Source organism: Ktedonobacter racemifer DSM 44963, from assembly GCF_000178855.1.
Lineage (GTDB): Bacteria > Chloroflexota > Ktedonobacteria > Ktedonobacterales > Ktedonobacteraceae > Ktedonobacter > Ktedonobacter racemifer.
Genome location: NZ_ADVG01000001.1, coordinates 3,668,592 through 3,692,523, shown reverse-complemented (window position 1 = coordinate 3,692,523; position 23,932 = coordinate 3,668,592). Strand labels below are relative to the sequence as shown.

Sequence of the window (23,932 nt, the reverse complement as noted above, 5' to 3'; positions counted from 1 at the left end):
ATAAGAAGGTATACCAGGTAGGTACTCGCCGCCGCCGGGTGGTGCTCTCGGTTTGGAGCCAGCCAGGTGGAAACTGGATAAACGAGTACGCAGGCAGAAGAGCTGAAAGCCGCTCAACAGAGGAAGCCTCTCCCTGAGGGGGCGAGGTCTTCTCTGCGAAGGCGGCTCTTTACTGGAAGAAGGACTGGGGCAGAAAGTGTACTGCCTGATAACCCACAAAGGGCTATCCGGGTTACTCCGCACGTCGTTGTACGTCGGTACACGAAGAGTGGAGTACAAGAGAGTTGTGGGTGACACGGACGACTACGAATGTTCTAATGGCGAAGTCGAGAGGTCTATTCTGGCATCAGAGAATTGCCCTCTCGACTTCCTGGAGAATGTATGCTATAATTCGTAGTTGGCTGCAGCAGTACATACTGCTGCCCTTTTGTACTTGTAAGAGTAACAAAGCTTTAGCTGAGCAAATACACTCAAATGGGATAAGAGTCACAAGCGGTGCTGAGGTGTGCTGCCTCAAGGGGAGCCGCTTTGTGTACCTGTAGAGCGGCTTGAGCAAAATGTATCTGTCGTTGTCCGCCTGAAAGTTCTTGTGCGGAAACCAACGCCACTCTCGTGGCTAGCGCTTCCCCCATTCGGGGACAAGCGCGCTCAGGTTTCCTAATAGGTAGTAAGCGCGGATAGCCGTCCTCTCTCTCAGATGCATTTTATAGAGAAGAGCTGCCGCGTGCTGGCTGCCACGCGTAGACGATCCTTGTGATGAGCCGAGAGCAGGAGAGAAAAATGTCCCGATGATCAGGGAAAGGATGCTATGCCAAAAGATGAAATAGCTGTCGAGGGTACTGTACTAGAGGCCCTCCCCAATGCCATGTTCAAGGTGAGAATAGACGAGCAACATGAAGTCCTGGCAGTCCTCTCAGGGCGTATCAGAATGAACTTCGTGCGTATCGTTCCAGGTGATAAGGTACGAGTAGTGCTATCCCCATATGACCTGAAGCGAGGCCGTATCACATGGCGAGTTAAGGGTTGATGGTGGAGTTAGGCATCCTTCTTTGTTCCCGTTGCTACCTGTGACCCAGACAGGTGTATGAGAAAGCGACAGGCACCGTCTAGGAAGTCGAGGCATGCTCACAAGCGTGCTGTTGTACTTTTGTGTGCCTGGAAGGTTAGTAGAGACTTAACTATCTTGAGGAGAGCAAGTCATGAAAGTGAGTGCCTCGGTAAAGCCACGTTGTGACGGATGTAAGATTATCCGCCGTCACCGTGTGGTAATGGTGATCTGTAGTAAAGATCCAAAGCATAAACAGAAGCAAGGCTAAAATGGCGTTGCGAGTTTCCATTCCGTTCCCGTCCAGAGAGTTCCTTGTTGTGGCGGGTGAGTGGAAGGGGGAACTCGAAGCTGGAGGGAAAGATGGCTAGAATTGCTGGCGTTGACATTCCACGTGAGAAGCGCGTGGAGATCTCGCTGTGCTATATCTATGGTATCGGGCTTACTACAAGCCAGAAGATCCTGGAGAAGACAAGAATCAATCCGGACACCCGCGTTAAGGACCTGACTGAAGAAGAGGTAAACCGGTTGCGCGAGGTCATCGACCGTGAACACAAGGTTGAGGGTGACCTGCGCCGCGAAATTCAGACGAATATCAAGCGTTTGATTGATATCGGCTGCTATCGTGGCCTGCGCCATCGTCGTAACCTTCCTGTACATGGTCAGCGTACTCGTACGAATGCGCGCACGCGCCGTGGACCAAAGAGAACCGTTGCCGGTAAGAAGAAGGCCGGTAAGAAGTAACGCCGGGAGAGATAGAAAGCATGGCAGACAAGAAGAAAGCTACTACTGGCAAAGTCAGGCGGCGTGAAAGAAAATCCATACCGCGTGGACAAGCTCATATTCAGGCTACGTTTAACAACACGATTGTGACGCTCACGGATCCCAATGGGAATGTCATCTCCTGGGGCAGCGCGGGAGCGCAGGGCTTTAAAGGCTCGCGCAAGAGCACGCCATATGCCGCTCAGGTGACTGCCGAGACGGCGGCGCGCCGCGCCATGGATCATGGGCTTAAGCAGATCGATGTGTTTGTGAAGGGACCCGGCTCCGGTCGTGAGGCGGCCATCCGCTCATTGCAGGCCTCAGGTCTCAATGTCACATCGATTACCGACGTAACACCTATTCCGCACAATGGCTGCCGCCCGCCCAAACGGCGTCGTGTATAGCCTGGGTTTTGAGGAGGATATATAGATGGCGCGTTATACCGGCCCGGTCTGCAAATTATGCAGACGTGAGGGGGTAAAACTATTCTTAAAGGGCGACAAGTGTATCCAGAAGTGCACACTTGAGCGCCATGGTCGCAATACTCGCCCTGGACAGCATGGCACGAGCCGTGCGCGTAAGGAGTCGGGTTATGCGAAGCAGTTGCGCGAGAAGCAGCGCGTGCGTCGTACGTATGGAGTGTTGGAGCGCCAGTTCAGCAAACACTTCGTCGCCGCGGCCCGCCGCCCTGGTAAGACCAGCGAGAACCTGTTGCAGATCCTTGAGATGAGGCTCGACAACCTGGTCTATCGCCTGGGCTTTGCCGATTCGCGCGCGCAGGCTCGCCAGTTGGTCAACCATGGTCACTTCGTTGTCAATGGCCGCAAAACGGACATTCCGTCCTTCATCGCCAAGCCAAACGACGTGATCGCGGTGCGTGATTCCAACAAGAGCCTTGAGTACTTCAAGAGCCGCGCGCTGCTGTTGTCTCAGAAGGGTATTCCAACCTGGCTGCGCCTGGATGTGAATGCGATGTCTGGTCGTGTTCTGACGTTACCTTCACGAACAGATCTCGAGCTGCCCTTCGATGAGCAGATGGTCGTCGAGTACTATCAGCGATAACACGTTGAGTTGCGGTGGGTCGATCCCTGGGCGTAGCTCCTTATATGGAGCCGCTTGGGGGCATAGCACTCTTGGACTACCGCCATTCGTGGCGTCTCCCTCTTCCAGTGCGTGCTCCTAAGGCTGCGGTAATGCAGCAAACCTGGGAGAGAGAGCACGCTTGCGGATGGATAGTGGTAGAAAAAGAAAGGCAGGTTTGAACCTTGCTAGATATTACTCTGCCTCGTATAAAGAACACCAAGACACAAGGGAATTATGCGAGTTACGACATCGAGCCGTTAGAGGCGGGGTACGGCCAGACCCTGGGCAACGCGCTTCGGCGTGTATTGCTGTCATCGCTGCCTGGTGCAGCCGTGACCTCTATTCGGATCGAGGGCGTGCAGCATGAGTTTCAGGATGTCCCCGGTGTGTTGGAGGACGTGACCGATATCGTCTTGAATATCAAGAAGTTGCGCCTGCGCAGTTTCTCCGAGCATCCCGTCACGATGCGCCTGGAGGTCAATGGCGAGCGCGAGGTCACGGCGGCGGATATCGTCGCACCAAGCACGGTGGAGATCGTGAACCCGGAGTTGCATATCGCATCTCTGGATAACGATAATGCTCATCTAGACATGGAACTGGTGGTGGAGACTGGTCGCAGCTACGTGCCTGCTGACTCGAAGGAGGATCAACCCATTGGTGTGATCCCCGTTGATGCCATCTATACACCAGTACAAAAGGTCAATTACACGGTTGAGCACACTCGTGTTGGCCAGATGACAAACTACGATAAGATCGTTCTTGAGGTCACGACCGATGGAACTATTACACCGGATGAGGCCTTGCGCCAGAGCGCTGATGTCCTGGTAAGACATTTTACGTTGCTTGCCAACTATCGCGCCTCTCTGCCCGAGCCAGAAAAGGCTCCGCTGAGCAGCCTGCCCATCCCACAAAAGATCTACGATACACCGATTGAGGAACTCGATCTCTCGGTACGTGCCTATAACTGCCTGAAGCGTAGCAATATTACGAAGGTAGGTCAGGTGCTCTCGATGAATGAGGAAGATCTTCTTGGCGTACGCAACTTTGGTGAGAAGAGCTTGCAAGAGCTGCGTGAGCGCTTGCTAGCGCGCAACTTCTTGCCTAATCCGCGCACAAGCGCGGTTGGAGCCGACGTAGACGGCGACCACGAAATGGAGGAATGAGTTGAGGCACCGAATTGCCGGAAACCGGATGAACATGCCTGAGCCGCGCCGTCGTTCTGCGCGCCGTAACCTGATGGCAGGCCTGTTCCGGTATGACCATATTAATACAACTACCTCGCGTGTAGAAGCTATTCGCGGCGAAGCAGAGAAGCTGATTAGCACGGCCGTCAAGGGCCGTCTGGCTGCTCGTGAGCACCTGGCTAAGGTGGTCAGCGATACCGAGAAGGCCGAGCAGATCCTGGCGTTTGCCCGCCGAGGCCGCTTCTCACTGAAGGCGACTGTCGGGAGCAACGAAGAGCGCGCTAAACAGCAGAAGGCTCCTCTGACCGATAAGGGCCGTAAGTTCCTGGAGCAGAAGCACCAGGCTCGCCGTGAAGAACTGCTGAAGATCTTCTCGAACGAGTCTGAGGCGGAGAAGGCTCTGGCGGCTGCCTACGAGGCAATGGTGATCGAGCTTCACGCTCGCCGCCAGATCCTGAGCGCGCTCCCTGATGAGCTGGTCGTGAAGAAGATGTTCGACGAGCTTGCTCCTCGCTATGTCGGACGCCCAGGTGGCTACACGCGCATTACCAAGCTGGGACGGCGTAAGGGTGATGCAGCGGAGATTGCGCAGATCGCCCTGGTATAACCCGGAGAGCCTACACACAGCGTAGGGGCGACAGCGCTACGACAGAACGTTCGTAGCTTTTTCATGAGGTTATTCATGATGGGTCGCCGGCGCAGGCTCGATCAGCAAGGGCGTACCAGGTGCGGAAGAAAGAAAAAATTAAAAGTCGCTTTCACTCTAGTCAAGAAGCGTACAGAATGTACGAAAAAGCTGTACTTTTGAAAATGTATGATTATTGCGTGCGGTATTGAGTATGATGGCACTGACTACCATGGTTTTCAGCGGCAAAGCGCGAGCCATGGTCCGACGGTGCAAGGAACACTGGAAGCTGCGGTAACGCAGATCAGTGGCGTACAAATCACGGTAATGGGAGCGGGTCGGACCGATGTTGGCGTTCATGCCAGCGGCCAGGTTATCCACTTCCGTACGGAGTCGCGTCTGACCGTTGAGGTCTGGCGGCGAGCACTGAATGCCGTTTTACCCAGTACTGTCGTGGTTCGCTGGGCGAAAGAGATGCCGGAAGGCTTTCATGCTCGCTTTAGCGCGCAGAGCCGTTCGTATCGCTATACGATCTGGAATGAGTGCTTTCCCACGGCCCTACGCGCGCGCTATGCCTATCACTGTTCACGCGAGTTAGACGTGACCCTGATGGATGATGCGTGTCGCTATTTACTAGGTCGGAAGGATTTTGGAGCGTTTGGACATAGTCCCAATGATTCCAATCCACTCAAGCCAGGACCACATCACTGTATTCGTACAATGTTAGAGGCCCGCTGTTTGCGTGATCATCAGCAAGCAGAACTCATCTATTGTGACTTTACTGCTGATGCCTTTCTCACGGGGCAGGTACGCAGGATGGTTGGCACACTCCTGTTGGTAGGACAGCAACGCCTAAGTGTTGCGGAGTTTGCCGAGATTGTGCAGCGGGCGGAGAAAACGCACCCTGGTTCAGCGGCCCCATCGCTTGGGCTGTGTCTGGTACGGGTTGAGTATCCTGAAAAATTTGGAGTTAATGGACAATGAATAAGACATATAGCGCCAAGGCCGCTGATCTGCAACCCACATGGTATGTTATCGATGCCGAGGGACAGGTATTGGGTCGTCTGGCATCGCAGGTCGCGCAGATCTTGCGCGGTAAGCATAAACCTACCTTCACACCGAATCTTAACACTGGCGACTGTGTTATCGTCATCAATGCCGATAAGATCGCGGTTACGGGCAAGCGCCTGGACCAGAAGGTCTATTATCGCCACTCACAGTATCCTGGTGGTTTGAAGCAGCAGACGCTGCGCCAGGTAGTCGAGGGCAAACATCCCGAGCGCGCTCTTGAGCACGCGATCCATGGCATGGTTATGCACAACCGCCTCGGTGCGAAGGTGATGAAGAACCTGAAGATTTATGCTGGCTCAACACATCCACATGAGGCCCAGAAACCCGTGGTCTGGGCGGGGGCGGAAGCTCTGTTGAAGCAGCCCGCCGCTGAGAAGTAAAGAAGAGGAGATCCTACCTTGGCTGAAACACCTAAAGGTGAGTACTATTACGGCATGGGTCGGCGCAAGACGGCGGTTGCTCGCGTGCGCCTCTATCCCAACGGTGATGGTAGCATTACAATCAACGGCAAACCCGCTTTTGAGTACTTTGGCAAGCGCGAGACACATGTCTCGACGATCATCTCGCCCGTCCGCGAGCTGAACATCGGCAACTACACCATTACCGTGCGTGTAGTTGGTGGTGGCACAGCCGGTCAGGCTGGCGCGATCCGCCATGCCCTGGCTCGCGCCCTGGTTCGCCAGGATGGCGAGAATAAGCCCTCCATGCGTAAAGCTGGTTTCTTGACCCGCGATCCACGCATGAAAGAGCGCAAAAAGCCAGGCCTCAAGCGCGCCCGCAAGGCCCCACAGTACACAAAGCGTTAGTTTCCCCCGCGAAACAAGCGTCTTTGGTGGTCCTGTTGGAACCCAAGACTTCAACCCCTGCTGGATTTTTTCTGGCAGGGGTCTTTCCTTCTCGATACCTGCGGTGCTTCGCATGGGTACAAGGGTACAATGATTTCCTCTACTTACCTGCTAGCTGCCAGTCTCTTGTACTTGCTCACTGCCAGGTTATACGCCTCGCCCAGAAGTTGCCGCACTTTCGTTTCAAACGTCTCCTCACCAGGGTTGAGCACGCACACCCAGAACATTCGGCCATACACTGGGTGAGGCATTATTTGATCCAAGGCAGTGAAGTCGTAGGAGCTTTCGTTCTCGCCGCTGATCGCCGCGCTGTCGCTGCCAGAAGGAAGCGAGGGTTTGCCGAAGAGCGAGCGAAACGTCTGCTTGTCGATGCCGATATTCAAGCGAAAGACCGACGGGCGGTTGAGATTGGAGAACTGGTCATTGATATCGCTTGTCACAATCGTCACAAACATACATCTGTGATCTGGTGGTACGTTCCTATCCGGGTTGTAGAAGAAGAAGCTGTCGCCCGAAGCGACCACCACATCCACGCCCTCAAATGTCGCAATGATATACTGGCTGATCTCAGATTCATTCATGGGTACTGGTCCTTTCCTGACTACTTTGCTTTGATCACATCTCTACTGTACAACACTCATGCCCAATTTGAGACTTAGGCAGTGCGTAGCGTTTGTGATGGATACTGACAGTGCCATATTCAAGCTCCAGTTCCCGAATCATATAGTAGAGAGCAGAGGGAAAATCTGGAGAAACCTCTAGAGGTACTTGAGGGTTTTACATGACTGCTCGTACCGCTCCTCTGAAAAACATTGTTGACTCATCCATTCAAGCTCAGGAGACTGACGAATTTATGAGTCAGAAACGGCGAATTTATGAATCTTACGCAACCTTGCTGATGAGTAATGTGGTATACTAAAAAGTTGAACATTTTTTCGCTTTTTCAGAGCTTTTTTGAGGATTCAAAAACCATTCTATGATCATTTTTCCAGACCTTCCTCACATCGAAGGAGAAGGAGTAGAAATAGCTGAGGAAATCACCCTGACCTTACGGACGACCTCCCCAACTGCTCCTTGTCCCTCATGTGGGACCGTATCTTCGCGCATCCAAAGTCGCTATACACGTGCACTCCGTGACCTTCCTTCGGTTGGGCGTCCGCTTCGTCTCATTCTGCATGTGCGTCGTTTCTTTTGCAAAAAGAATACCTGTGTGCAAAAGATCTTCGTTGAACGGCTTCCAGAGCTTTGTCACCCTCACGCGGAGCCGCACCAAACGGCTCCAAAAGGCCCTCTGTGAGCTCGGACTCAAAATCGGGGGCCAAGCCGGAGCGGATGTGGGAAGTGAGTTGGGCATCAGCGGAAGTCGCGATACCATCTTGCGTCTGGTTCGCCAATCACACCCGTCAGCTCAATCAGCCCCACACGTTATTGGGCTGGACGACTGGGCACGCAGGCGCAGACTGCGCTATGGAACCCTGATCTGTGATCTGGAATTGGGCCTGCCCATTGACCTGCTTCCCGACCGCTCGGTCAAAACGGTCTCCACCTGGCTGCTCAAGCATCCCTCCATCAAGGTGGTTAGCCGCGATGGGTCCTCGGAATATGCGTCAGCTATTCAAAAAGGGGCTCCCCAAGCTGTACAGGTACGTGACCGCTGGCATTTGGTGAAGAATCTAGCTGCATGTGTCTCAGTGCAATTGACCCAAAGCCTGACGCAACTGCGTCGTGCTGAGCAGGCAGAAGCCAAGACCCTCGACGGGCAGCAACCCTCACCTGAACGTCAAAGTCATCCCAGGACACGCGGCTCCGAAACGAGCACAACACGCTCGTCAAGCAGAGCGAACAGCTCGTTACGAGCAGATGATAGCACTGCAACAGCAAGGGATGAAAAGCATTGAGATTGCGGCTCACATGGGTATGGCACCACGAACCGTTCGGGAGTGGCTTGATCGTGGAGATATTCCTTATTCCGGTTCTCGCAAGCCTCGAACACGTCTCATCGATCCCTACAAGACCTATCTCCTGGAACGCTGGCAACAAGGGTGCCGAAGGCGAGTACAACTGGAAAGAGAACTGAGAGCAAAAGGGTATAAAGGATCACCACGAGCCATCTATCGCTACCTGGAGACGGTAGATGCGTTGAGCTTTTCTGCCCGCAAAAGCGGTTCCCTATTAGCGACGAAACCACTCAATCCCCTCTTGACTCTCTCGGCACCACAGGCCACCTGGCTCTTTTTCCGCAAACATGAGGATTTGAAGGAAGAAGAACGGGAGACCCTTCGACAGTTAAGGCTGATGAGCCCACACCTTGAGACCGCCTACCAATTGGTAGAGATGTTTCTTCACATGGTGCGTAAGCGCACTGGAGAACAGCTTGACGCCTGGCTGGCAGCGGTGAAAGCCAGCCATCTTGAAGCGTTTGAGTCCTTTGTGACGGGTGTGCAGCAAGACAAAGATGCCGTTCTTGCGGGATTGACGTTACCTTGGAGCAATGGTCCTGACGTTACCTTGGAGCAATGGTCCTTTAGAAGGAAATGTGAATCGGCTTAAGCTCATCAAAAGAAGTATGTATGGTCGCGCCGAAGTCGATTTGCTCAAGCTTCGTGTGCTCTATCAGAGCAAAACGAGTCGAGACAGAAAGGACAAGAAGAAAAAGATGCAAGGGCAGCAGGTGGTTCATCTGAAGAAACCACAGAGCATGAAAAACGATGCAAACTCTCAGCATATCACAACTGCGATCAGCAAGGTTGCGTAAGATTCAATTTATGGTATTTTCGACTCCATTTGTTAAAAAGCGAAGCGAGGAGTGTCGGTTTTATCCGACACTCCTCGCTTCGCTTTTTCTGGGCTTTTAAGGGCCGTGAGAGGCTTTATTTTTTGTAAACGGGGGTACACCACTGCGCGCTATATTCAGGGTGTTTGCCGCGCACGATATCGAAGTAGAACTCCTGCAATCTGCGTACAACAGGGCCTACTTTGCCGCTGCCAACCGGGCGATGGTCGACCTCGATGACGGGGGCGATCTGTGCGCCTGTACCACAGAGGAGGATTTCGTCAGCGAGGTAGAGCTCTGTGCGGTCCACCGGGCGCTCGCGCGTGGGAATGCCAAGCTCGCGCTCCGCGATCTTGATAACTGTGTCGCGGGTGATGCCCAGGAGAATGTTCTCAGTTGGGGCCGGGGTGACGAGTTCGCCATTGGTGTAGAGGAAGATGTTCTCGGCGCTGCCCTCTGAGACGTTGCCCTCATGTGTGAGCATGATGGCTTCATCGAAGCCGTTTTGCAGGGCCTCAGTCTTGGCAAAGGCTGCGTTGACGTAGCTGCCGCAGATTTTGGCGCGTGCGGGCATGGCATTGTCATCGATACGGCGCCAGGAGGAGACTCCACAGCGCAGACCCGTGATCTCGACGTAGTTGCCCAGAGGCTCGGAAGTAAGGATATAGTCGTCGCGCAGGTCATGGAGCTTGACGCCGATGATTTCATCACCTTTATAGGCGACGGGGCGTAGATAGACGTCCTCATGCTGGCCGTTGCGGCGTACCAGTTCCGTGCTCTGCTCGATCAATTGCTCAACACTATAGGGGAGAGACATGCTTAAGATCTTGCAGGAGCGGAGCAGGCGCTCATAGTGCTCGCGCAGGCGGAAGAGATAGAGCTGCTGCTCCTCTTCGTTCCAGTAGCCACGGATGCCCTCAAAGCACCCGGTGCCATACGCGAAGCCGTGAGTGCGTACGGAGATAATACCTTTGTCGGCGGGGATAAATTCCCCATTCATAAACAATTCTTTGGCGTTCATGGCGTGGTACTGATAAGAAGCCTCGTTGCTCCCTATCTTCCCTCCTTTTCTGGAATGATTGGTGAGATGAGTTGTATTAGTTATACGATACTCCAGAAACAAGGCTCAGGACAACACTGTCCCAGGATTATAGGATCTTTTTGCCCAGGGCCGAGAGGATAAGCTCGACGGCCAGGAGGGCCGTCGCGTTCTCCCGGTCGAGAATGGAGTTGACTTCTACGACGTCCATAGAGACCATGTGTTTGCAGTCTGAGACCATTTCCATTGCCAGGTGGGCTTCGCGATAGCTGAGACCACCACGGACCGGAGTCCCAACGCCTGGAGCCTCGCGTGGGTCAAGCGAATCCATATCCAGGCTCAAGTGAATGGGTTGATCCTGGCGGCCCGCAATCTCGATGGCCTGGCTCATAATATTGGACATGCCGTAGCGGTCGACATCTGACATGGTGTAAACATGGACGCGATGCTTGCGCAGGAGTTCCTGCTCGCCTGGATCGAGGTCGCGCGCGCCTACAATCACAATGTTTTCTGGATTGAGCTTGGGCGCCCAGCCACCGATATGGGTGAGCCTGGAGTTTCCCTGGCCGACCAGGGCCGCGAGGATCATGCCATGGATATTGCCGGACGGGCTTGTCTCTTCAATATTAAAGTCGCCGTGTGCATCCACCCAGATGATGCCCAGGTTTTTGTGCACATTGGCGACGCCGCTGATTGAACCCAGGGCCATACTATGATCACCGCCCAGGATGAGCGGAAACTGGTCGGATTTGAGGGCGTCAGTGACAACGTTTGCCAGTTCCTCAGAGACTTCGACGATGGGGTCGAGGTATTTGAGTTTGGGGCTCCCAATGGGCCTGCTTTCAGGCTGGGGAACATGTATATTTCCAAAGTCAGAGACTGTATGTCCAAGTGCGCGTAGGTGGTCGTGAAGTCCCGCATAGCGGATGGCGCTGGGGCCGATATCAACACCACGACGGTCTGCACCAAGATCGATTGGCGCGCCTATAACACGAATATGCATAGAAAAACCTCTTGTTCAACACTGAACGCTAACTCTTTCCACGTTCCTATGTTCATTATAGACTGCCACTTGAGGTTTGTCTATGAGGGGTAGTTGAGTATATATGTGGGTGTGTTTGGCAGGCGTCCGCCTGCCAAACACACCCACATATATACTCAACTAAGTGGATAGGTGGTATGGAGCGTGACTTTTGATTACAGATGGGGCTTTTGGATTTGGGTTTCTTTAGCTATACTATGGTGGTTGGAGTATGCTCAGTTTTGTTTTTTTGCGAAGAACAATCATTACCTATAATGTTGTAATAGACATAGGCTCGCGAAGGCGAGTACATTTTGTGGCTTAAGAAAGTGAGGAGCCTGGATGCATCATCGCATGCTCTCTCAAATGAGCCTTTCTCCTGGTGCCCATAATCAGGTGGCGTCACGAAGGGGGAGGCAGGGAGTCGGAACCCTCTTGCTGCTGCTTTGCGCTCTACTACTTATTCTCGTTGCATGTAGCAATGGAAATTCATCAAAATCACCGGGAAATGGTACGCCGAGCCAGTCTGTGGCACAGGTCCTTAAATTCCCTAATGTTGGTACAGAGGATGCTGCCTCGCTCGATCCAGCGCAGGGGCCAGATGAGAATACGGGCCAGGTCATTTCGATGATCTTTAGTGGCCTGGTGGCTCTGGACGCGAATTTGAATGTGGTGCCAGACCAGGCAACCTGGCAGGCGTCCGACGATGGGAAGACCTATACATTCAAGATTCGCGATGATGTTCGTTTCTCCGATGGCACGCCTGTAACCGCGCAGTCCTATATCTATACTTGGACGCGTGCGCTGCTGCCAGAGATTGCCTCTCCCATTGCCAGTACCTTTGAAGACCAGATCATTGGCTCTGATGAAGTGGCCAGTGGTAAGACGAAGACGCTTAGCGGCCTGAAGGCGCTGGATGATCATACTCTACAGGTCTCACTAAAGACGGCTTCGCCCTATTTTCTCTCGGCACTCACTAATTCGCTCTTTGCTCCGCTTAACCAGAAGGTGATTGAGAAGTATGGTGAGAAAAGCTGGCCGCAGAAAGCCTTGGGCGAGGGAATAGGCGCGGGTCCCTTCATTGCGCAGAGCTGGGATCACAATGTCAAAATGGTCTTTGTGCCAAACAAGTATTACTATGGTAAGAAGACGCGTCTGCAACAGGTCGAGATGTATTTTGTAAATGACGCCTCGACCGCTTTTAAAGCCTATCGAGCTGGGCAGTATAGCTTTATCTGGAAAGTGTCGCCACAGGACCAGATAACTGCGCGTGGTATCTCTGGTTTCCGCAGTCAGTCACGTTTACAAACTGACCTGCTCTTCTTTGATAATACCAAGCCACCGTTTGATCGTTCCGAGGTGCGCCAGGCCTTTGCGTATGCGATTGATAAGACGAAACTGGTTAATAATGTACTCAAAAATGCAGCACTAGCTGCGCCAACCATTATCCCTCCTGGGATGCCTAGCTACCAACCGGATTATGCGGGTATTCCCTTCGATCCCAATAAGGCTAAATCCCTGATCCAGTCGGTGTATCCTGATATTACGAAGGTTCCGACGATTACGTTCTCTTACCCCAATTCGCAGGTGTCTTCGGCTGAGGCTGCGGCGCTGCAAAATATGTGGCAGAGCGCGCTTGGTATCCAGGTAAAACTGCGCTCGGTCGAGGTCACGGCCTATAATGATGAGACGGCGAAGAAGCAGATCCAGTTTGGCTTTACCCAGTGGGGCGCAGATTTCCCCGATCCTTATGACTGGCTATATCTGAACTTGTTGTCGTCGGCGGCCAATAACAATGGCCAGTGGAAGAACACTGAATTTGACGCTACGGTGCAGACCGCTGAGACCAAGACGGGGGATGAGCGCATCTCTCTCTACAACAAGGCGGAGCAGATCGCGATTACCGATGTTGGCTGGCTGCCCCTGGATCATGCCTCGCTGGCCGCGATTATCCCACCGACCTTGCATGGCGTAGCCCTGAATGCGAACGGCCTGTACTTTGGTAACTGGTCCGATGTCTACCTGACGCAGAAATAGAGAAGAGAGTCATGGGTGTGGTGGGTGCAGGCGACCGCAGGTCGCCTGCACCCACCACACCCATGACTCTCTTCTTGTCTCTAAAGCGGGCTTAGAAGCTCGCTAGAGGCCAGGCGAACTCTGCAATATATTGTAGGATTGATGTCCTTTTTTCTTGAAGGTCGCATTGACTGGTGCTATACTGAGGGCATATTCACATGCACATTTGTCTCGGCCAGCAATGGGCGGACTTTTCTAATAACCCTTTAAAGAGATAAACGCTTAAATATTCATAGGTTTCACTTCTATGATTTATTACAATGTGTGTCAGGTATCTTTTCTCTTTTCGAAGCAAAGATGCTTCACATGCGATGACGCAACACAGTCGAATGATCGACTCATACCAAGGAGGATCTAAACGTTATGGTTATTGAGATGGTCAATCCATATGATGTAGCAGTTCATCAGTTTGATGAGGCGGCGGAGCGTCTGGGGCTTTCGCAGGCCATGCGCGCTATTTTACGCAAGCCTAAGCGTGAACTGATTGTAAATTTTCCGGTACGCATGGATAACGGTGATGTTGAGATGTTTACCGGTTATCGCGTTCAGCATAATATTAACCGTGGACCGGCCAAAGGCGGTATTCGCTATAGTCCGGCGGTCTCCCTCGACGAAGTGCGTGCCCTGGCTATGTGGATGACCTGGAAGTGCGCGGTCGTCGATATTCCCTTTGGTGGTGCGAAGGGTGGAGTCATTTGCGATCCCCACTTGATGTCGAGCGCTGAGCTTGAGCGCATGACACGACGCTATACGACTGAGATCTCGCTCCTGATCGGCCCCGATAGCGATATTCCCGCGCCAGATATGAATACCAATCCCCAGATCATGGGTTGGATTATGGACACTTATTCCATGCACCGTGGCTACTCGGTTCCAGCAGTAACGACTGGTAAACCCCTGGCAATTGGCGGGAGCGAGGGACGCCTGGAGGCCACGGCGCGTGGTGTACAGGTGGTGACACGCGAGGCCATTCGTGATAAAGGTTGGCAGCCAGAAAATTGCTCAGTCGTCGTGCAGGGCTTTGGTAACGTCGGTGGTATCGCGGCGCGCCTGTTGCATGAGATGGGCTGTAAGGTGGTTGGCATCAGTGATATCTCTGGTGGACTGTATAACCCCAATGGCATTGATGTGCCAGCAGCGATGCGTCACTCACGCCGCAATGGTAGCTTGAAGGGCTATGCCGAGGCCGACGCTGTAAGCAATACTGAACTGCTGGAGCTGCCCTGCGACATCCTCATTCCCGCGGCACTAGAGAATCAGCTTACTGAGCGCAACGCTCCTCGCATTAAGGCGCGCCTGATCGTTGAGGCCGCCAATGGTCCTACCACCAATGAGGCGGATGCGATCCTCAATGATATGGGAGTCACGCTCATCCCTGATATTCTGGCGAACGCAGGCGGTGTGACGGTGAGTTACTTTGAGTGGGTACAGGACTTGCAGCGTTTCTTCTGGGCGGAGGACGAGATCAACAATCGCCTGGAGATGATTATGAAGCGCTCGTATAAGGCGGTCAAGACTAAAGCCGATGAGCAAGAGGTGAATATGCGTATGGGGGCCTATCTACTGGCTGTCGCGCGTGTCGCCGAAGCGACCGAGATTCGCGGCGTTTACCCCTGATGAAAAAGAAAAGAGGGCGAGGGACCACAGTCCCTCGCCCTCTTTTCTTTTTCATCAGGGAGAGGAGGATGTTGTGTGGGTACACCCCCCTAAATGGGTTCGATGTCGAGTAATTTGAGGCGGGTGCTGGGGCCAATGCTGTCCTCGTAGACCTCCAGGTGGAAGATGATGTTGACCTGGGTGACCTCGCGCAGGCTCTCGAAATGCGCGGCACCGCGTACAAAGGTGCCTTGTAGTTGTGTGCGAGCGCCCTTTTGCTCCAGGCGCAGGCTCAAATTCTGCTTCTCGCGTCCCGAGAGCCACTTGCTTTTAATGATCAGGTGCTTCATCTTGAAGACTGGCTCGGGATTGCCTGCGCCGAAGGGGGCCAGTTGATGAATCTCTTTATACAACTCGTGATTGAGGTCCTGGAGATGCAGGTGGTTGAACTCCAGGTCGATCATACGGGGTGGGAGCGGGATCTCCTCGCTCTCCTGGGTACTCTCCACAACCAGGCCAGTTTGATCGGGAAGTTGAGTGCCTTCGATTTGCGCGGGAACGCTTTCGCCACCATTTTCCTTCCAGGCGATCAGGTGCTGGTGTAGTTTCTCAATTGAAGCCTGCTGGAGGGTGAAGCCCGCGGCCTGGGCATGGCCGCCATAGCGCTCAAAGGTGCCATCGAAGCCGCGCAGGGCCTCGATGATATTGAAATCTTTAGGGCTGCGGGCTGAGCCACGGCTGAGACTGGTCGCGTGATTATCGCTCAAGACCAGGACGGGTTTCTGTACCTCTTCGGCTAGTTTGCCTGCTACCAGGCCAATGATGCCTTCGTGCCAGTCCTCGCCTCGCACCAGGATCACGGGCAGCTCGGATTGTGTCTGGGCCTGGGTACGCACGTTTCGCATCAGCTCCTCGGTCTCTTGTTGGCGCCCTTGATTCAGGCTGTCCAGTTCAGCGGCGATACGTGTGGCCTCGTGTGTATCGTCGGTCGTGAGGAGGTTGAAGGCAATGCTGGCCTCTTTCATGCGCCCGGCGGCGTTGATGCGTGGCGCGATGGCGAAGGCGATATCGCGCTCGCGAATATGGCCCATCTGGAGGGTAGAGCGCCGGATCAGTTCGAGCAGGCCGGGCTTCTGAGTATGATTGAGTTTGCGCAGGCCCAGGCGCGTGAGGGTATGATTCTCGCCGAGCAAGGGAGCGATGTCGGCGACGGTACCAATCGCGACCAGGTCAAGCAGGTCTTGTGCATCCTCTACAGAGCGCCTATATGCCCGGTAGAGGGCTTGTACCAGTTTAAAGGCTATCCCAGCCCCACAGAGATAACGCTCGCCGTATTCGCAGTCTGGGCGCCAGGGATTGACCATGGCATAGGCGCGAGGCAATTCTTCAGGTGGGCGGTGGTGATCGGTAATAATGACATCGATGCCCAGCGTACGCGCATACTCTACTTGCTCTACATCCGAGCTGGCGCAATCGGTAGTAATGATAAGCGTGGTGCCGCGTGCTTTAAGCATATCCAGGGCGTGGAGGTTGAGTCCACAGCCATCATTAAGGCGGTGAGGAATATGAAAGCTGAGTGGCGCCTCAGGATGTTTGAGGGTGCGCAGCGCGCGGTAGAGGAGCGCTGAGGAGGTTACGCCATCGGCGTCATAGTCGCCATAGACCGTGATATGCTCGCGCTCCGCCAGGGCCTGCTGAATGCGTGTTACAGCCCGGTCCATATCGATCAGCTTGCTGGGATCGAGCAGGTTCTCATAGTGTGCCTCCAGGAAGAAGCGCATTTTGGATGTTTCTTCTATGCCGCGATTATAGAGCAGTTGAGCGCGAATGCGTTCATACTGTGTACGTGTGCCGAGTTGTTTAAATTGTTCGGCGCTTAGCTGGGGAAAGACATCCCAGGTGGAAGAGGAAAAATTTGCCGATGATGCCATAGCGTCGCCTCCCTTTCAGTTAGTCTGGCAGCAGGCGGAGAAAGACCTCGTTGCCAAGGAGGCGTCCGCGCTGGCTCAGGCGCAGCCAGTCGCCTACCTGTTCCAGTAGTCCCGCTTCGTCAACGATGTGCAGGCGATCCCCCACGAACTGGGCGAAAGGCTGGGCGAAGCGGCGTTCAAAGGTAGGCAGGTGCAGACCCATTGCGGTGCGCAGCCCCAGGAAGGCTGTTTCAGACATCGCTTGAGCCTGGTCTACCTCTTCGCTCTCGCTCTCGATGACGGGGATCTCATCGCTCTTGAGCCTTTTGATGTATGCCTGCGGATCGCGCTCGTCGGTGTAGCGTTTCTTGCCAAAGAAGGAAGAGGCGCCAGCGCCCATGCCGATATAGGGCAGATTCTGCCAGTAGGTCAGGTTATGGCGGCTATGGTGACCAGGGAGCGCCCAGTTAGAGATTTCGTAGTTGATATAGCCCGCGGCGCGCAGGCGCTCGTCGGCGTATTCATACATGTCCGCGCACAGGTCTTCATCGCCTGGGGTGATGCGTTTCTCCGCGACCCACTGGTGGAAGGGGGTGCCCTCTTCGATGATAAGCGAGTAGAGGGAAAAATGCTCTGGATGCAGGTCGAGGGCGCGGTCAAGCGTTTCGCGCCAGTGTTGCATAGTCTGGTCGGGCAGGCCGAACATAAAGTCCAGGTTGATGGAGGTAAAGCCTGCGGCGCGCGCGAATTGGACAGCCTGGGTAATCTCGTCTGGATTATGGATGCGTCCCAGCTTCTGCAAGAGCGCGGCGTCATAGCTCTGGGCCCCCATGCTCAGGCGATTGATGCCTGCCTCGCGGATTCCGACAAGTTGCTCCTGGGAGAGGGTACCTGGATTGGCCTCCAGTGTGATTTCTGCCTCTGAATCAAGCGCGAAAGCCTGGCGGCAGGTGTCGAGCAGGCGCGTAATTTGAGCGACGGTTAATAAGCTGGGGGTGCCTCCGCCAAAGAAGATGGTGCGTGAGCGACGTGGAGTGCCATCAGGATGTCTTGCTTGCAGACCCGCCAGTTCTATTTCGTGCAGGAGTGCCCGCACATAGGGTTCGCGCAGAGGGAGGATACCGGCGTAGGTATTAAAGTCGCAGTAGTAGCAGCGTGTGTGGCAAAAGGGGATATGAAGATAGAGCGAGGCTGTCTCCAGGAGATCTTCAATGGGTTCGGTCCGTAGAAGCTCCTGAGGGAGAAGATCTCTCTGTTGGGTTGTCGCGGGTGCAAAGCTGGTCATAGTGAAAAGCTCATCCTCAACTGGCTTAGATAGCGCGAAGGGTCGGCCATCCATGGTGTCTGGTCGACCCAGGCTCGTGCGGGTGCGCTATGAGCGCCTGCACGAGCGCGAGAACAGTGTATAAAGCTACTGGCCGGTCGTCTGCCCAGGCAGGCCGCTCGGCAGACCCGAACCGTTCTGGTTCTGCTGTGCAGGCGGAGAAACAGGAACGCTAGAGGGCAGATTCGACGCATCGAGAATCGTATCGATATCGGTGGCCGTAATCTTCGAGCCGAGAAGCGCTTTCTGCTTCACAAGCCAGAGGTCTAAGGCGCTGCCCTTGAGCGATTGCAGCTTGGCGCTATCGACGGCGCGTGACTGCTGGATGCCTGTAATCTGCACGATGTGGAAGGCGCCCGCATCGGAGATGATAGGACTGAGCTCATTGACTTTGCGCTGTGAAGCGAAGAGCCAGTTATCGACGACGCCCCCGACTTTTTGTGCGTAGTCTAGTGAGTACTGGCCGTTGACCAGCCAGCCGAAGTCGCCACCTTTGGTATTGGTGTTGACGTCCTTGGACATATCTTTCACTACTTTTGCGAAATCATCGCCCTTATGCAGGCGGTCGAGAGCCTTCTGAGCATCGGCCTGGGTATCCAGGGTCATACCGCGTGCCTGGACCTGGTAGGCGGGAGTGATGTACTGTCCGGCCAGGTATTTCTGCATATTATCACGGCGGACCTTGATGGTGATCATATCGTGGATATCCTGATCGCTGACATTGTCGCTGCTCAGGAATTGCGAGTAACCGCCATTGGAAGACGCGGTATCGGCCTTGAAGGCATTGAAAGCCTGAGTAATGGTGTTGGGCGCTGGATTGATCTGGGTGCGTACATTCGTGCCCTGGTTGGCCTCCCACTGGCGAATCATGGCGTCTTGCTGGAGCCAGTCGGAGCTATCATTGGCGACCTGCGACTGGGTATAGAGCTGCTTCGCGTTGGGGATCTGGTTTTGCAGGATATTGTTGGCCTGGGCATCCAGAGTATCTTTTTTCGTCTGTGTATCCTTCACCTTGGCCTGGGCGTCGGTGACCTGTTTGGTCAAGGCATCATGCTGGTCCTTCTGGTCGGCGGGCAGGGCCTTGATCTGCTTATTAAGGTCATCGATCTGTTTATTGGTCGAGTCGATGGTCTTTTGCAGTTGTGATGATTGCTTGGTGAGGGAATCGCTCTGTTTGGTGAGACCATTGATGCTATTCAGGCGTAGCTGGGCCTGAAGTGCGGCCATCTTGCGGAAGTTCGCCAGCGGGATATTCTCACCATTAACGGAGGTGATGGTGTGATTAGGAATGATAACGTTGATATTGACCCATGAAAAGACGACTGTGCCCACAATGGTGAGGGCGATGAGAGTGGCAAGGACCCAAATAGCACGACGCTGTAGGCGTGTTTTTTCGGCGCGAGAAAGGTGGCCTCCCCAACCAAAAATTAAGGGTGTTCTATCGCGCCGGATCTCGACATGAGCTGTCTGTTTCGCGTATTTGCGGTTTCTTGCAGGGCGCGTGTTGTTTGTTTTCTCGGGGCGACGCGCTGTTTGACTGTTCATCAAAACCTCCAGTGAGGAAATCCAGCGGATATCCAGAACTGAACTACGAGGGAGAACTGGGAGTAAGGGATGAAGTTGGAAATTTACACATGGGCCTCTCCTGTAAGAGGAAAGGCCCAAATGGCTACCACTGATCACATTCCGCGAATGTGCTCGGCGGTATAAGGAAGCAGGGCCATATAGCGGGCCTGCTTGATCGATGTGCTCAAACCGCGCTGATGCTTGGCGCAGGTGCCGGTTTTGCGGCGCGGCTCGATCTTACCACGATCTGAGATGTAGCGCTTCATGAAGCGGCTGGCATCTTTATAGTCGATTTCACGAACATGATCGTGGCAGAACTGGCAAATTTTGCGGCGGGAGCCACGCTCTCCGCGTCCGCCCTCGCGTCGTGGGCGAGGGGCGGAGGTAGAATCAGTACGTCTCTGCACTGATAGTCTCCTTCTATCTGACTAGAAGGGATGATCGCCTAAGTCTCCCAGGTCGTCGAAGTCGCCTCCGCCGACACCAGCAGGGGCACCCTCGGGCTGTTGATTTTTGGGTGTGAGCATCTCCATGTCTGTTAACGTAACATCGATAGACACGCGTTCAACGCCGGACTTGTCCATGTATTTACGCTGGACAAGACGACCCTCAACGTAGACTTTAGAGCCTTTATGAAGGTATTGGCTGCAACGTTCAGCGAGTTGACGCCAGGCAGTAACATTATACCAGTCAGTTTCGCGCTCACGTTCACCGCCGCTACTGCGCGCGGGACGACTGACCGCCAGGCTGAACTTGGTGATAGCGGTGCCATCTTGAAGGTAGCTCATCTCCGGGTCGCGACCCAGGTTTCCAATCAACAAAATTTTGTTCATGTCTCAAACAAATCCTTTCGCCCGTAAAACTGCCCTGACCTATGATTGAGAGTTAGAACGAACATGCCCTGACATGTGACAACTAAGCCTCAACAGACTCCTCAGAGCCGGGGGGGACGGGTCCCTCCTCGGATGCAGTAGCGGGGCTGCTCTCGGTGCTGGCCTCGGCAGTGCTGGCCTCGGCAGTAGCGACCTCGGCAGTAGTGACCTCGAGGGTCTCCTGCTCGCTGGTCGGCACCTCACCCTCGCTGGCGGGAGCAGCAGCGGCGGCGGCGGCAGCCTCGGCTGCACGTGCCTCGCGGGCCTCACGATCCTCGCGCTCCTTCTGCACTGCTTTGGGGTCACGTTTCTTGGTCATATAACGAAGGACAGACTCCGAAACCTTGAGCGTACGCTCGATTTCGGCTACCGTCTCCGGGGTCAGGATCATATCAATGAATACATAGATGCCGTCGCGGTGTCGCTCAATAGGGTAAGCGAGACGCCGACGTCCCCAATTATTCACCTTTACAATCTGACCGCCATAATTTGCGACGATCTGTTCGACACGATCCAGAATGGTGCGTGTCTCCTCTTCGCTGACTTCGGGGTTGAGAATGAAAGCCAGTTCATAATCTCTTCTCACGAAGCCCCCTCCTTCCTGTGGGTTCGACCCTGGTCAGGTATTTTTTCTGCCAGGGCTAGGTGGAGCATCAATTCCAGTTGAACGATGCAAGTGACAGATGCCGCGCACGAATTGGCGGCTTATAACAAATTGTCCCACGCTCAAGCGTGGGAGCGACATCCACTGCCATCACGACGGGTATCTGTAGGTAACAGATACCAGCAGCGGCTATTGTGGGCATCAGTACCACGCTATTATAACATTGTTCATTCTAACTGACAATAGAGTCGGGCAAGTGACTCTTTGTATCTACCTATTCTTTTTATACACCCCAAATCTGGCAAAGCGGAAAGAAAAGTGAGGAGTTTTTGGCGTTTATTTTCAATGTGTGCCATATTCGTGTTTTGGATTTGTGTTCTCGCGCCTGCGGCGCTCGCCTGGTAGATGGTGTGGTGGGACTGGACAGCCTTCGGCTGTCCAGTCCCACCACACCATCTACCAGGAAGTTGGGAATGATGTGTTGGCCCACCACACCATCTACAGGAAGTTGGGAATGATGTGCATATGGAGTATCAAACCTTTTATAGGGCGTAGAATCAGCATTTTGTATTCAGCATTTTGCATATAGTAAGGAATGGCTATGTCACAGCGAGCGGCCCATCGAGGGATGACTTCAACTTATACTCAAGAGCGTGAGTTTATTGAGTCGTTGCCTACTACTCCTGGTATAACGCGTATGCGCAGGTATGCTCAGGCTCTGCTAAAGGGGGAGCGTCCTCCTGGCTTTGGGCGCTGGCTTTTGAGCTTGTATGGCCTGGGTGCTGGATTGGGCCTCTGCCTGGTCGCGCTCTACCCATCCTGGCTTCGTCTGGGCTTTGCGCCTATGCAGGCGAGCCTGACGACGCTCTGGCCCTGTCTGTCTGGCATCTATCACCTTCTGGAGGAGAAGCTCCCACTAGATGCTGGCTGGTGGCAGGGGCTGATGTTCTTGCTCGCACTGCTGGTACAGGTGCTGCTCTGGCGTTGGGGCGTGCGAGCGGCACGCTACCAGGATCGTGCTGCTCAAGGTATTCTGCTTGGCAGCATCGTTGGTTGGGCTACCCTCTTTGTCGTGCTGATGCTCTTTGCACCGCTGGGCAGTAGCCTCCTGGCCAGCGATATCTTGCATTCAAGTTTATATGGGCGCTTGATAGTTCTCTACGCGGTAAATCCTTATCTTGTGAGCCCACAGATGTTTCCTCAAGATGTGGCTGTTATAGCGCTAGGGGGGCACCTCACCCCTGCCGCAGCGTATGGCCCGGCATGGCTAGATATAAATTTACTACTCACACTGGTGGCGCGGGAGCATGTGGGATGGCAGGTGCTGGGTTTGCGCTTGCTTGGGAGCGTGGCTTACTTCTTGACGATAGTTCTGCTCTGGCAGCTGACGAAGCACCTGAAGCCAGAATGGCGGATTTCGGCTGTGCTACTATATGCCTGGAATCCCCTGGTACTGGCACTGGGTATCGCGCAGATGCATGTGGAGATCGTGGTAATTTGCCTGCTATGCGTCGTGCTCTGGTGCTGGTTGCGCGGGGCCTTGCTGGTTGGCTGGCTCTTTCTACTGCTGGCCGTGCTGATGTATCCCCCCTGTGTCGTACTGCTCCCGCTCTGTGCAGGCTTCTTTATCCGGGAAAACGCGCTACGGCATGCCTCACGCTGGCGACGCCTTGGGCAGTGGACTACGCTGTGTGTCCTGAGCCTTTTTGTGCTGGGGCTTACCTATCTGCCGTATTGGCAGGGTTGGGGAGGAGGGGGGCTGCTCCAGCAGGGGCAGATGATCTTCTGGTCGCCAGAGGCGCGTGCTTCATTGGAGGCGGGCCTGCTTGCGCTTATCAGGGGCCATCCTGGCTGGGTTACAGACATGTGGCAACCTTCGTGGTGGGTGGTGGGTGAGTTAGTAGTGATGGCGTGCTTTCTTGGCTTTAGCCTCTGGCTGGCTCAGACGCTAGAACTACTCGCTTTTTGCGCGGCCTGGTTGCTATTATTGCTGGCCTATCTGCATCCTGTATATCGACCGGCAAGTCTGTTGCTGCCCCTGTTGTTATTGCTGTGTACCGGGAGCTGGCGTAGCCTGGCCTTACTCTTACTGCTCCAGATTGGCGCGCTTGCCACGTATGACTACGGGCTACAACAGCCCGGTTGGGAACTGGCTGGCCTGCTGGGTATCTGTCTCCCGTTTCTGCTCTGGGGATGGGGACTCTGTATATATGCAGCCTGGCGTATGGCACGCGCGCGTAGTGTCCCCGAGGAGCCGGTCAAGCCTCGGCGTGGGCTAAGCCGCTTTAGCAGCCGCCTTTCGCGCCCTGGCTGGCTCTCCAGGCCCTCTCTGCGCGGCTTCAAAAGAAATGTCACTTAAAGGGAAGGCTGCATATTGCGAAGAGAGAGCCAGTTATGCTATAATCGTTCACGCAAGCGGGGAATATCTCTTGAAAAAGGCTTATCTGCGCCTTTGATGGAGTGCTTATTGCTTGAAAGGGCTGAAAAATTCAGCATTCAAGCATTGCGGGATACGTTATAGTACCGCCCTCTTCTG

General features: G+C 54.2%; 26 protein-coding genes. 17 read left to right on the top strand and 9 right to left on the bottom strand.

The window, feature by feature from the left end:
- Positions 1 to 808 precede the first annotated feature (808 nt).
- The 10 genes from infA (at position 809) to rpsI (ending at position 6,576) form a co-directional block, all read left to right on the top strand.
- Positions 809 to 1,027, top strand: a complete 219-nt coding sequence (gene infA, locus KRAC_RS15735; protein ID WP_007908553.1) for a translation initiation factor IF-1 — start codon at positions 809 to 811, stop codon at positions 1,025 to 1,027.
- A gap of 172 nt (positions 1,028 to 1,199) precedes the next feature.
- A complete protein-coding gene (gene rpmJ, locus KRAC_RS65950; protein WP_007908552.1) occupies positions 1,200 to 1,316 on the top strand; it encodes a 50S ribosomal protein L36 in 117 nt (38 codons plus the stop codon).
- Positions 1,317 to 1,408: 92 nt separating this feature from the next.
- Positions 1,409 to 1,789 carry a 30S ribosomal protein S13 gene (rpsM, locus tag KRAC_RS15730; RefSeq protein ID WP_007908551.1) on the top strand — a complete coding sequence of 127 codons (381 nt, stop codon included), beginning with the start codon at positions 1,409 to 1,411 and terminating at the stop codon, positions 1,787 to 1,789.
- Between the two features lie 20 nt (positions 1,790 to 1,809).
- The gene (gene rpsK, locus KRAC_RS15725) at positions 1,810 to 2,211 is read left to right on the top strand and encodes a 30S ribosomal protein S11 (RefSeq protein WP_007908550.1); all 402 of its coding nucleotides are present in this window, start codon (positions 1,810 to 1,812) and stop codon (positions 2,209 to 2,211) included.
- A 25-nt stretch (positions 2,212 to 2,236) separates the two neighbouring features.
- Complete coding sequence (rpsD, locus tag KRAC_RS15720; RefSeq protein WP_007908549.1) at positions 2,237 to 2,869, top strand: 30S ribosomal protein S4; 633 nt, start codon at positions 2,237 to 2,239, stop codon at positions 2,867 to 2,869.
- A 203-nt stretch (positions 2,870 to 3,072) separates the two neighbouring features.
- Positions 3,073 to 4,053, top strand: coding sequence for a DNA-directed RNA polymerase subunit alpha (locus KRAC_RS15715; protein WP_007908548.1), 981 nt, complete (start codon positions 3,073 to 3,075; stop codon positions 4,051 to 4,053).
- Position 4,054: 1 nt separating this feature from the next.
- Entirely contained in the window at positions 4,055 to 4,681 is a 627-nt protein-coding gene (locus KRAC_RS65945) for a bL17 family ribosomal protein (RefSeq protein ID WP_157506468.1), read from the top strand.
- Positions 4,682 to 4,888: 207 nt separating this feature from the next.
- Positions 4,889 to 5,683: a tRNA pseudouridine(38-40) synthase TruA gene (gene truA / locus KRAC_RS15705; protein WP_007908540.1), complete on the top strand. Its 795-nt coding sequence runs from the start codon at positions 4,889 to 4,891 to the stop codon at positions 5,681 to 5,683.
- The gene (gene rplM, locus KRAC_RS15700) at positions 5,680 to 6,150 is read left to right on the top strand and encodes a 50S ribosomal protein L13 (RefSeq protein WP_007908539.1); all 471 of its coding nucleotides are present in this window, start codon (positions 5,680 to 5,682) and stop codon (positions 6,148 to 6,150) included. Before truA ends, rplM begins: the two co-directional genes overlap by 4 nt.
- Before the next feature lie 54 nt (positions 6,151 to 6,204).
- Entirely contained in the window at positions 6,205 to 6,576 is a 372-nt protein-coding gene (gene rpsI / locus KRAC_RS15695) for a 30S ribosomal protein S9 (protein ID WP_040443679.1), read from the top strand.
- Positions 6,577 to 6,719: 143 nt separating this feature from the next.
- Here rpsI and KRAC_RS15690 read toward each other — a convergent pair whose 3' ends face one another.
- Positions 6,720 to 7,196 (bottom strand): DUF6194 family protein, encoded by a 477-nt coding sequence (locus KRAC_RS15690; RefSeq protein WP_007908537.1) that lies wholly within the window; start codon positions 7,194 to 7,196, stop codon positions 6,720 to 6,722.
- Positions 7,197 to 7,591: 395 nt separating this feature from the next.
- Between KRAC_RS15690 and KRAC_RS79490 the strand changes: the two genes are divergently transcribed.
- From KRAC_RS79490 to KRAC_RS15675, 4 genes are read left to right on the top strand one after another with little or no spacing between them, the layout of a single operon-like run.
- Complete coding sequence (locus KRAC_RS79490; RefSeq protein ID WP_075164217.1) at positions 7,592 to 7,912, top strand: transposase family protein; 321 nt, start codon at positions 7,592 to 7,594, stop codon at positions 7,910 to 7,912.
- Entirely contained in the window at positions 7,824 to 8,513 is a 690-nt protein-coding gene (locus KRAC_RS15685; protein WP_244422071.1) for a transposase, read from the top strand. Before KRAC_RS79490 ends, KRAC_RS15685 begins: the two co-directional genes overlap by 89 nt.
- Complete coding sequence (locus KRAC_RS15680) at positions 8,500 to 9,165, top strand: transposase (RefSeq protein ID WP_040442577.1); 666 nt, start codon at positions 8,500 to 8,502, stop codon at positions 9,163 to 9,165. The genes KRAC_RS15685 and KRAC_RS15680 overlap by 14 nt, the downstream gene beginning before the upstream one ends.
- Positions 9,152 to 9,370, top strand: coding sequence for a hypothetical protein (locus tag KRAC_RS15675; RefSeq protein WP_157506466.1), 219 nt, complete (start codon positions 9,152 to 9,154; stop codon positions 9,368 to 9,370). Before KRAC_RS15680 ends, KRAC_RS15675 begins: the two co-directional genes overlap by 14 nt.
- Positions 9,371 to 9,485: 115 nt before the next feature.
- Here the strand turns inward: KRAC_RS15675 and KRAC_RS15670 are convergent, their stop codons facing one another.
- Complete coding sequence (locus KRAC_RS15670) at positions 9,486 to 10,409, bottom strand: branched-chain amino acid transaminase (RefSeq protein WP_007908535.1); 924 nt, start codon at positions 10,407 to 10,409, stop codon at positions 9,486 to 9,488.
- A gap of 127 nt (positions 10,410 to 10,536) precedes the next feature.
- Positions 10,537 to 11,430: an arginase gene (gene rocF, locus KRAC_RS15665; RefSeq protein WP_007908534.1), complete on the bottom strand. Its 894-nt coding sequence runs from the start codon at positions 11,428 to 11,430 to the stop codon at positions 10,537 to 10,539.
- A gap of 360 nt (positions 11,431 to 11,790) precedes the next feature.
- Between rocF and KRAC_RS15660 the strand changes: the two genes are divergently transcribed.
- Together KRAC_RS15660 and KRAC_RS15655 are read left to right on the top strand one after the other, a co-directional pair.
- Positions 11,791 to 13,485, top strand: a complete 1,695-nt coding sequence (locus KRAC_RS15660; RefSeq protein WP_007908533.1) for a peptide ABC transporter substrate-binding protein — start codon at positions 11,791 to 11,793, stop codon at positions 13,483 to 13,485.
- Positions 13,486 to 13,887: 402 nt separating this feature from the next.
- Complete coding sequence (locus tag KRAC_RS15655) at positions 13,888 to 15,141, top strand: Glu/Leu/Phe/Val family dehydrogenase (RefSeq protein WP_007908531.1); 1,254 nt, start codon at positions 13,888 to 13,890, stop codon at positions 15,139 to 15,141.
- 89 nt (positions 15,142 to 15,230) lie between these two features.
- Here KRAC_RS15655 and recJ read toward each other — a convergent pair whose 3' ends face one another.
- The 6 genes from recJ to rpsF form a co-directional block, all read right to left on the bottom strand.
- Entirely contained in the window at positions 15,231 to 17,051 is a 1,821-nt protein-coding gene (gene recJ / locus KRAC_RS15650) for a single-stranded-DNA-specific exonuclease RecJ (RefSeq protein WP_007908530.1), read from the bottom strand.
- A gap of 19 nt (positions 17,052 to 17,070) precedes the next feature.
- Positions 17,071 to 18,315: a radical SAM family heme chaperone HemW gene (hemW, locus tag KRAC_RS15645; RefSeq protein WP_007908529.1), complete on the bottom strand. Its 1,245-nt coding sequence runs from the start codon at positions 18,313 to 18,315 to the stop codon at positions 17,071 to 17,073.
- Between the two features lie 126 nt (positions 18,316 to 18,441).
- The gene (locus tag KRAC_RS15640) at positions 18,442 to 19,899 is read right to left on the bottom strand and encodes a peptidylprolyl isomerase (protein ID WP_007908528.1); all 1,458 of its coding nucleotides are present in this window, start codon (positions 19,897 to 19,899) and stop codon (positions 18,442 to 18,444) included.
- Between the two features lie 134 nt (positions 19,900 to 20,033).
- Positions 20,034 to 20,327, bottom strand: a complete 294-nt coding sequence (gene rpsR, locus KRAC_RS15635; protein ID WP_007908527.1) for a 30S ribosomal protein S18 — start codon at positions 20,325 to 20,327, stop codon at positions 20,034 to 20,036.
- Positions 20,328 to 20,348: 21 nt separating this feature from the next.
- A complete protein-coding gene (locus KRAC_RS15630) occupies positions 20,349 to 20,753 on the bottom strand; it encodes a single-stranded DNA-binding protein (RefSeq protein ID WP_007908526.1) in 405 nt (134 codons plus the stop codon).
- Between the two features lie 82 nt (positions 20,754 to 20,835).
- Positions 20,836 to 21,378, bottom strand: coding sequence for a 30S ribosomal protein S6 (gene rpsF, locus KRAC_RS61655; RefSeq protein WP_007908525.1), 543 nt, complete (start codon positions 21,376 to 21,378; stop codon positions 20,836 to 20,838).
- A 619-nt stretch (positions 21,379 to 21,997) separates the two neighbouring features.
- On the opposite strand from rpsF, the gene KRAC_RS15620 reads away from it, so the two are divergent.
- Positions 21,998 to 23,755, top strand: coding sequence for an MptA/MptB family glycosyltransferase (locus tag KRAC_RS15620; protein ID WP_007908523.1), 1,758 nt, complete (start codon positions 21,998 to 22,000; stop codon positions 23,753 to 23,755).
- Positions 23,756 to 23,932 lie beyond the last annotated feature (177 nt).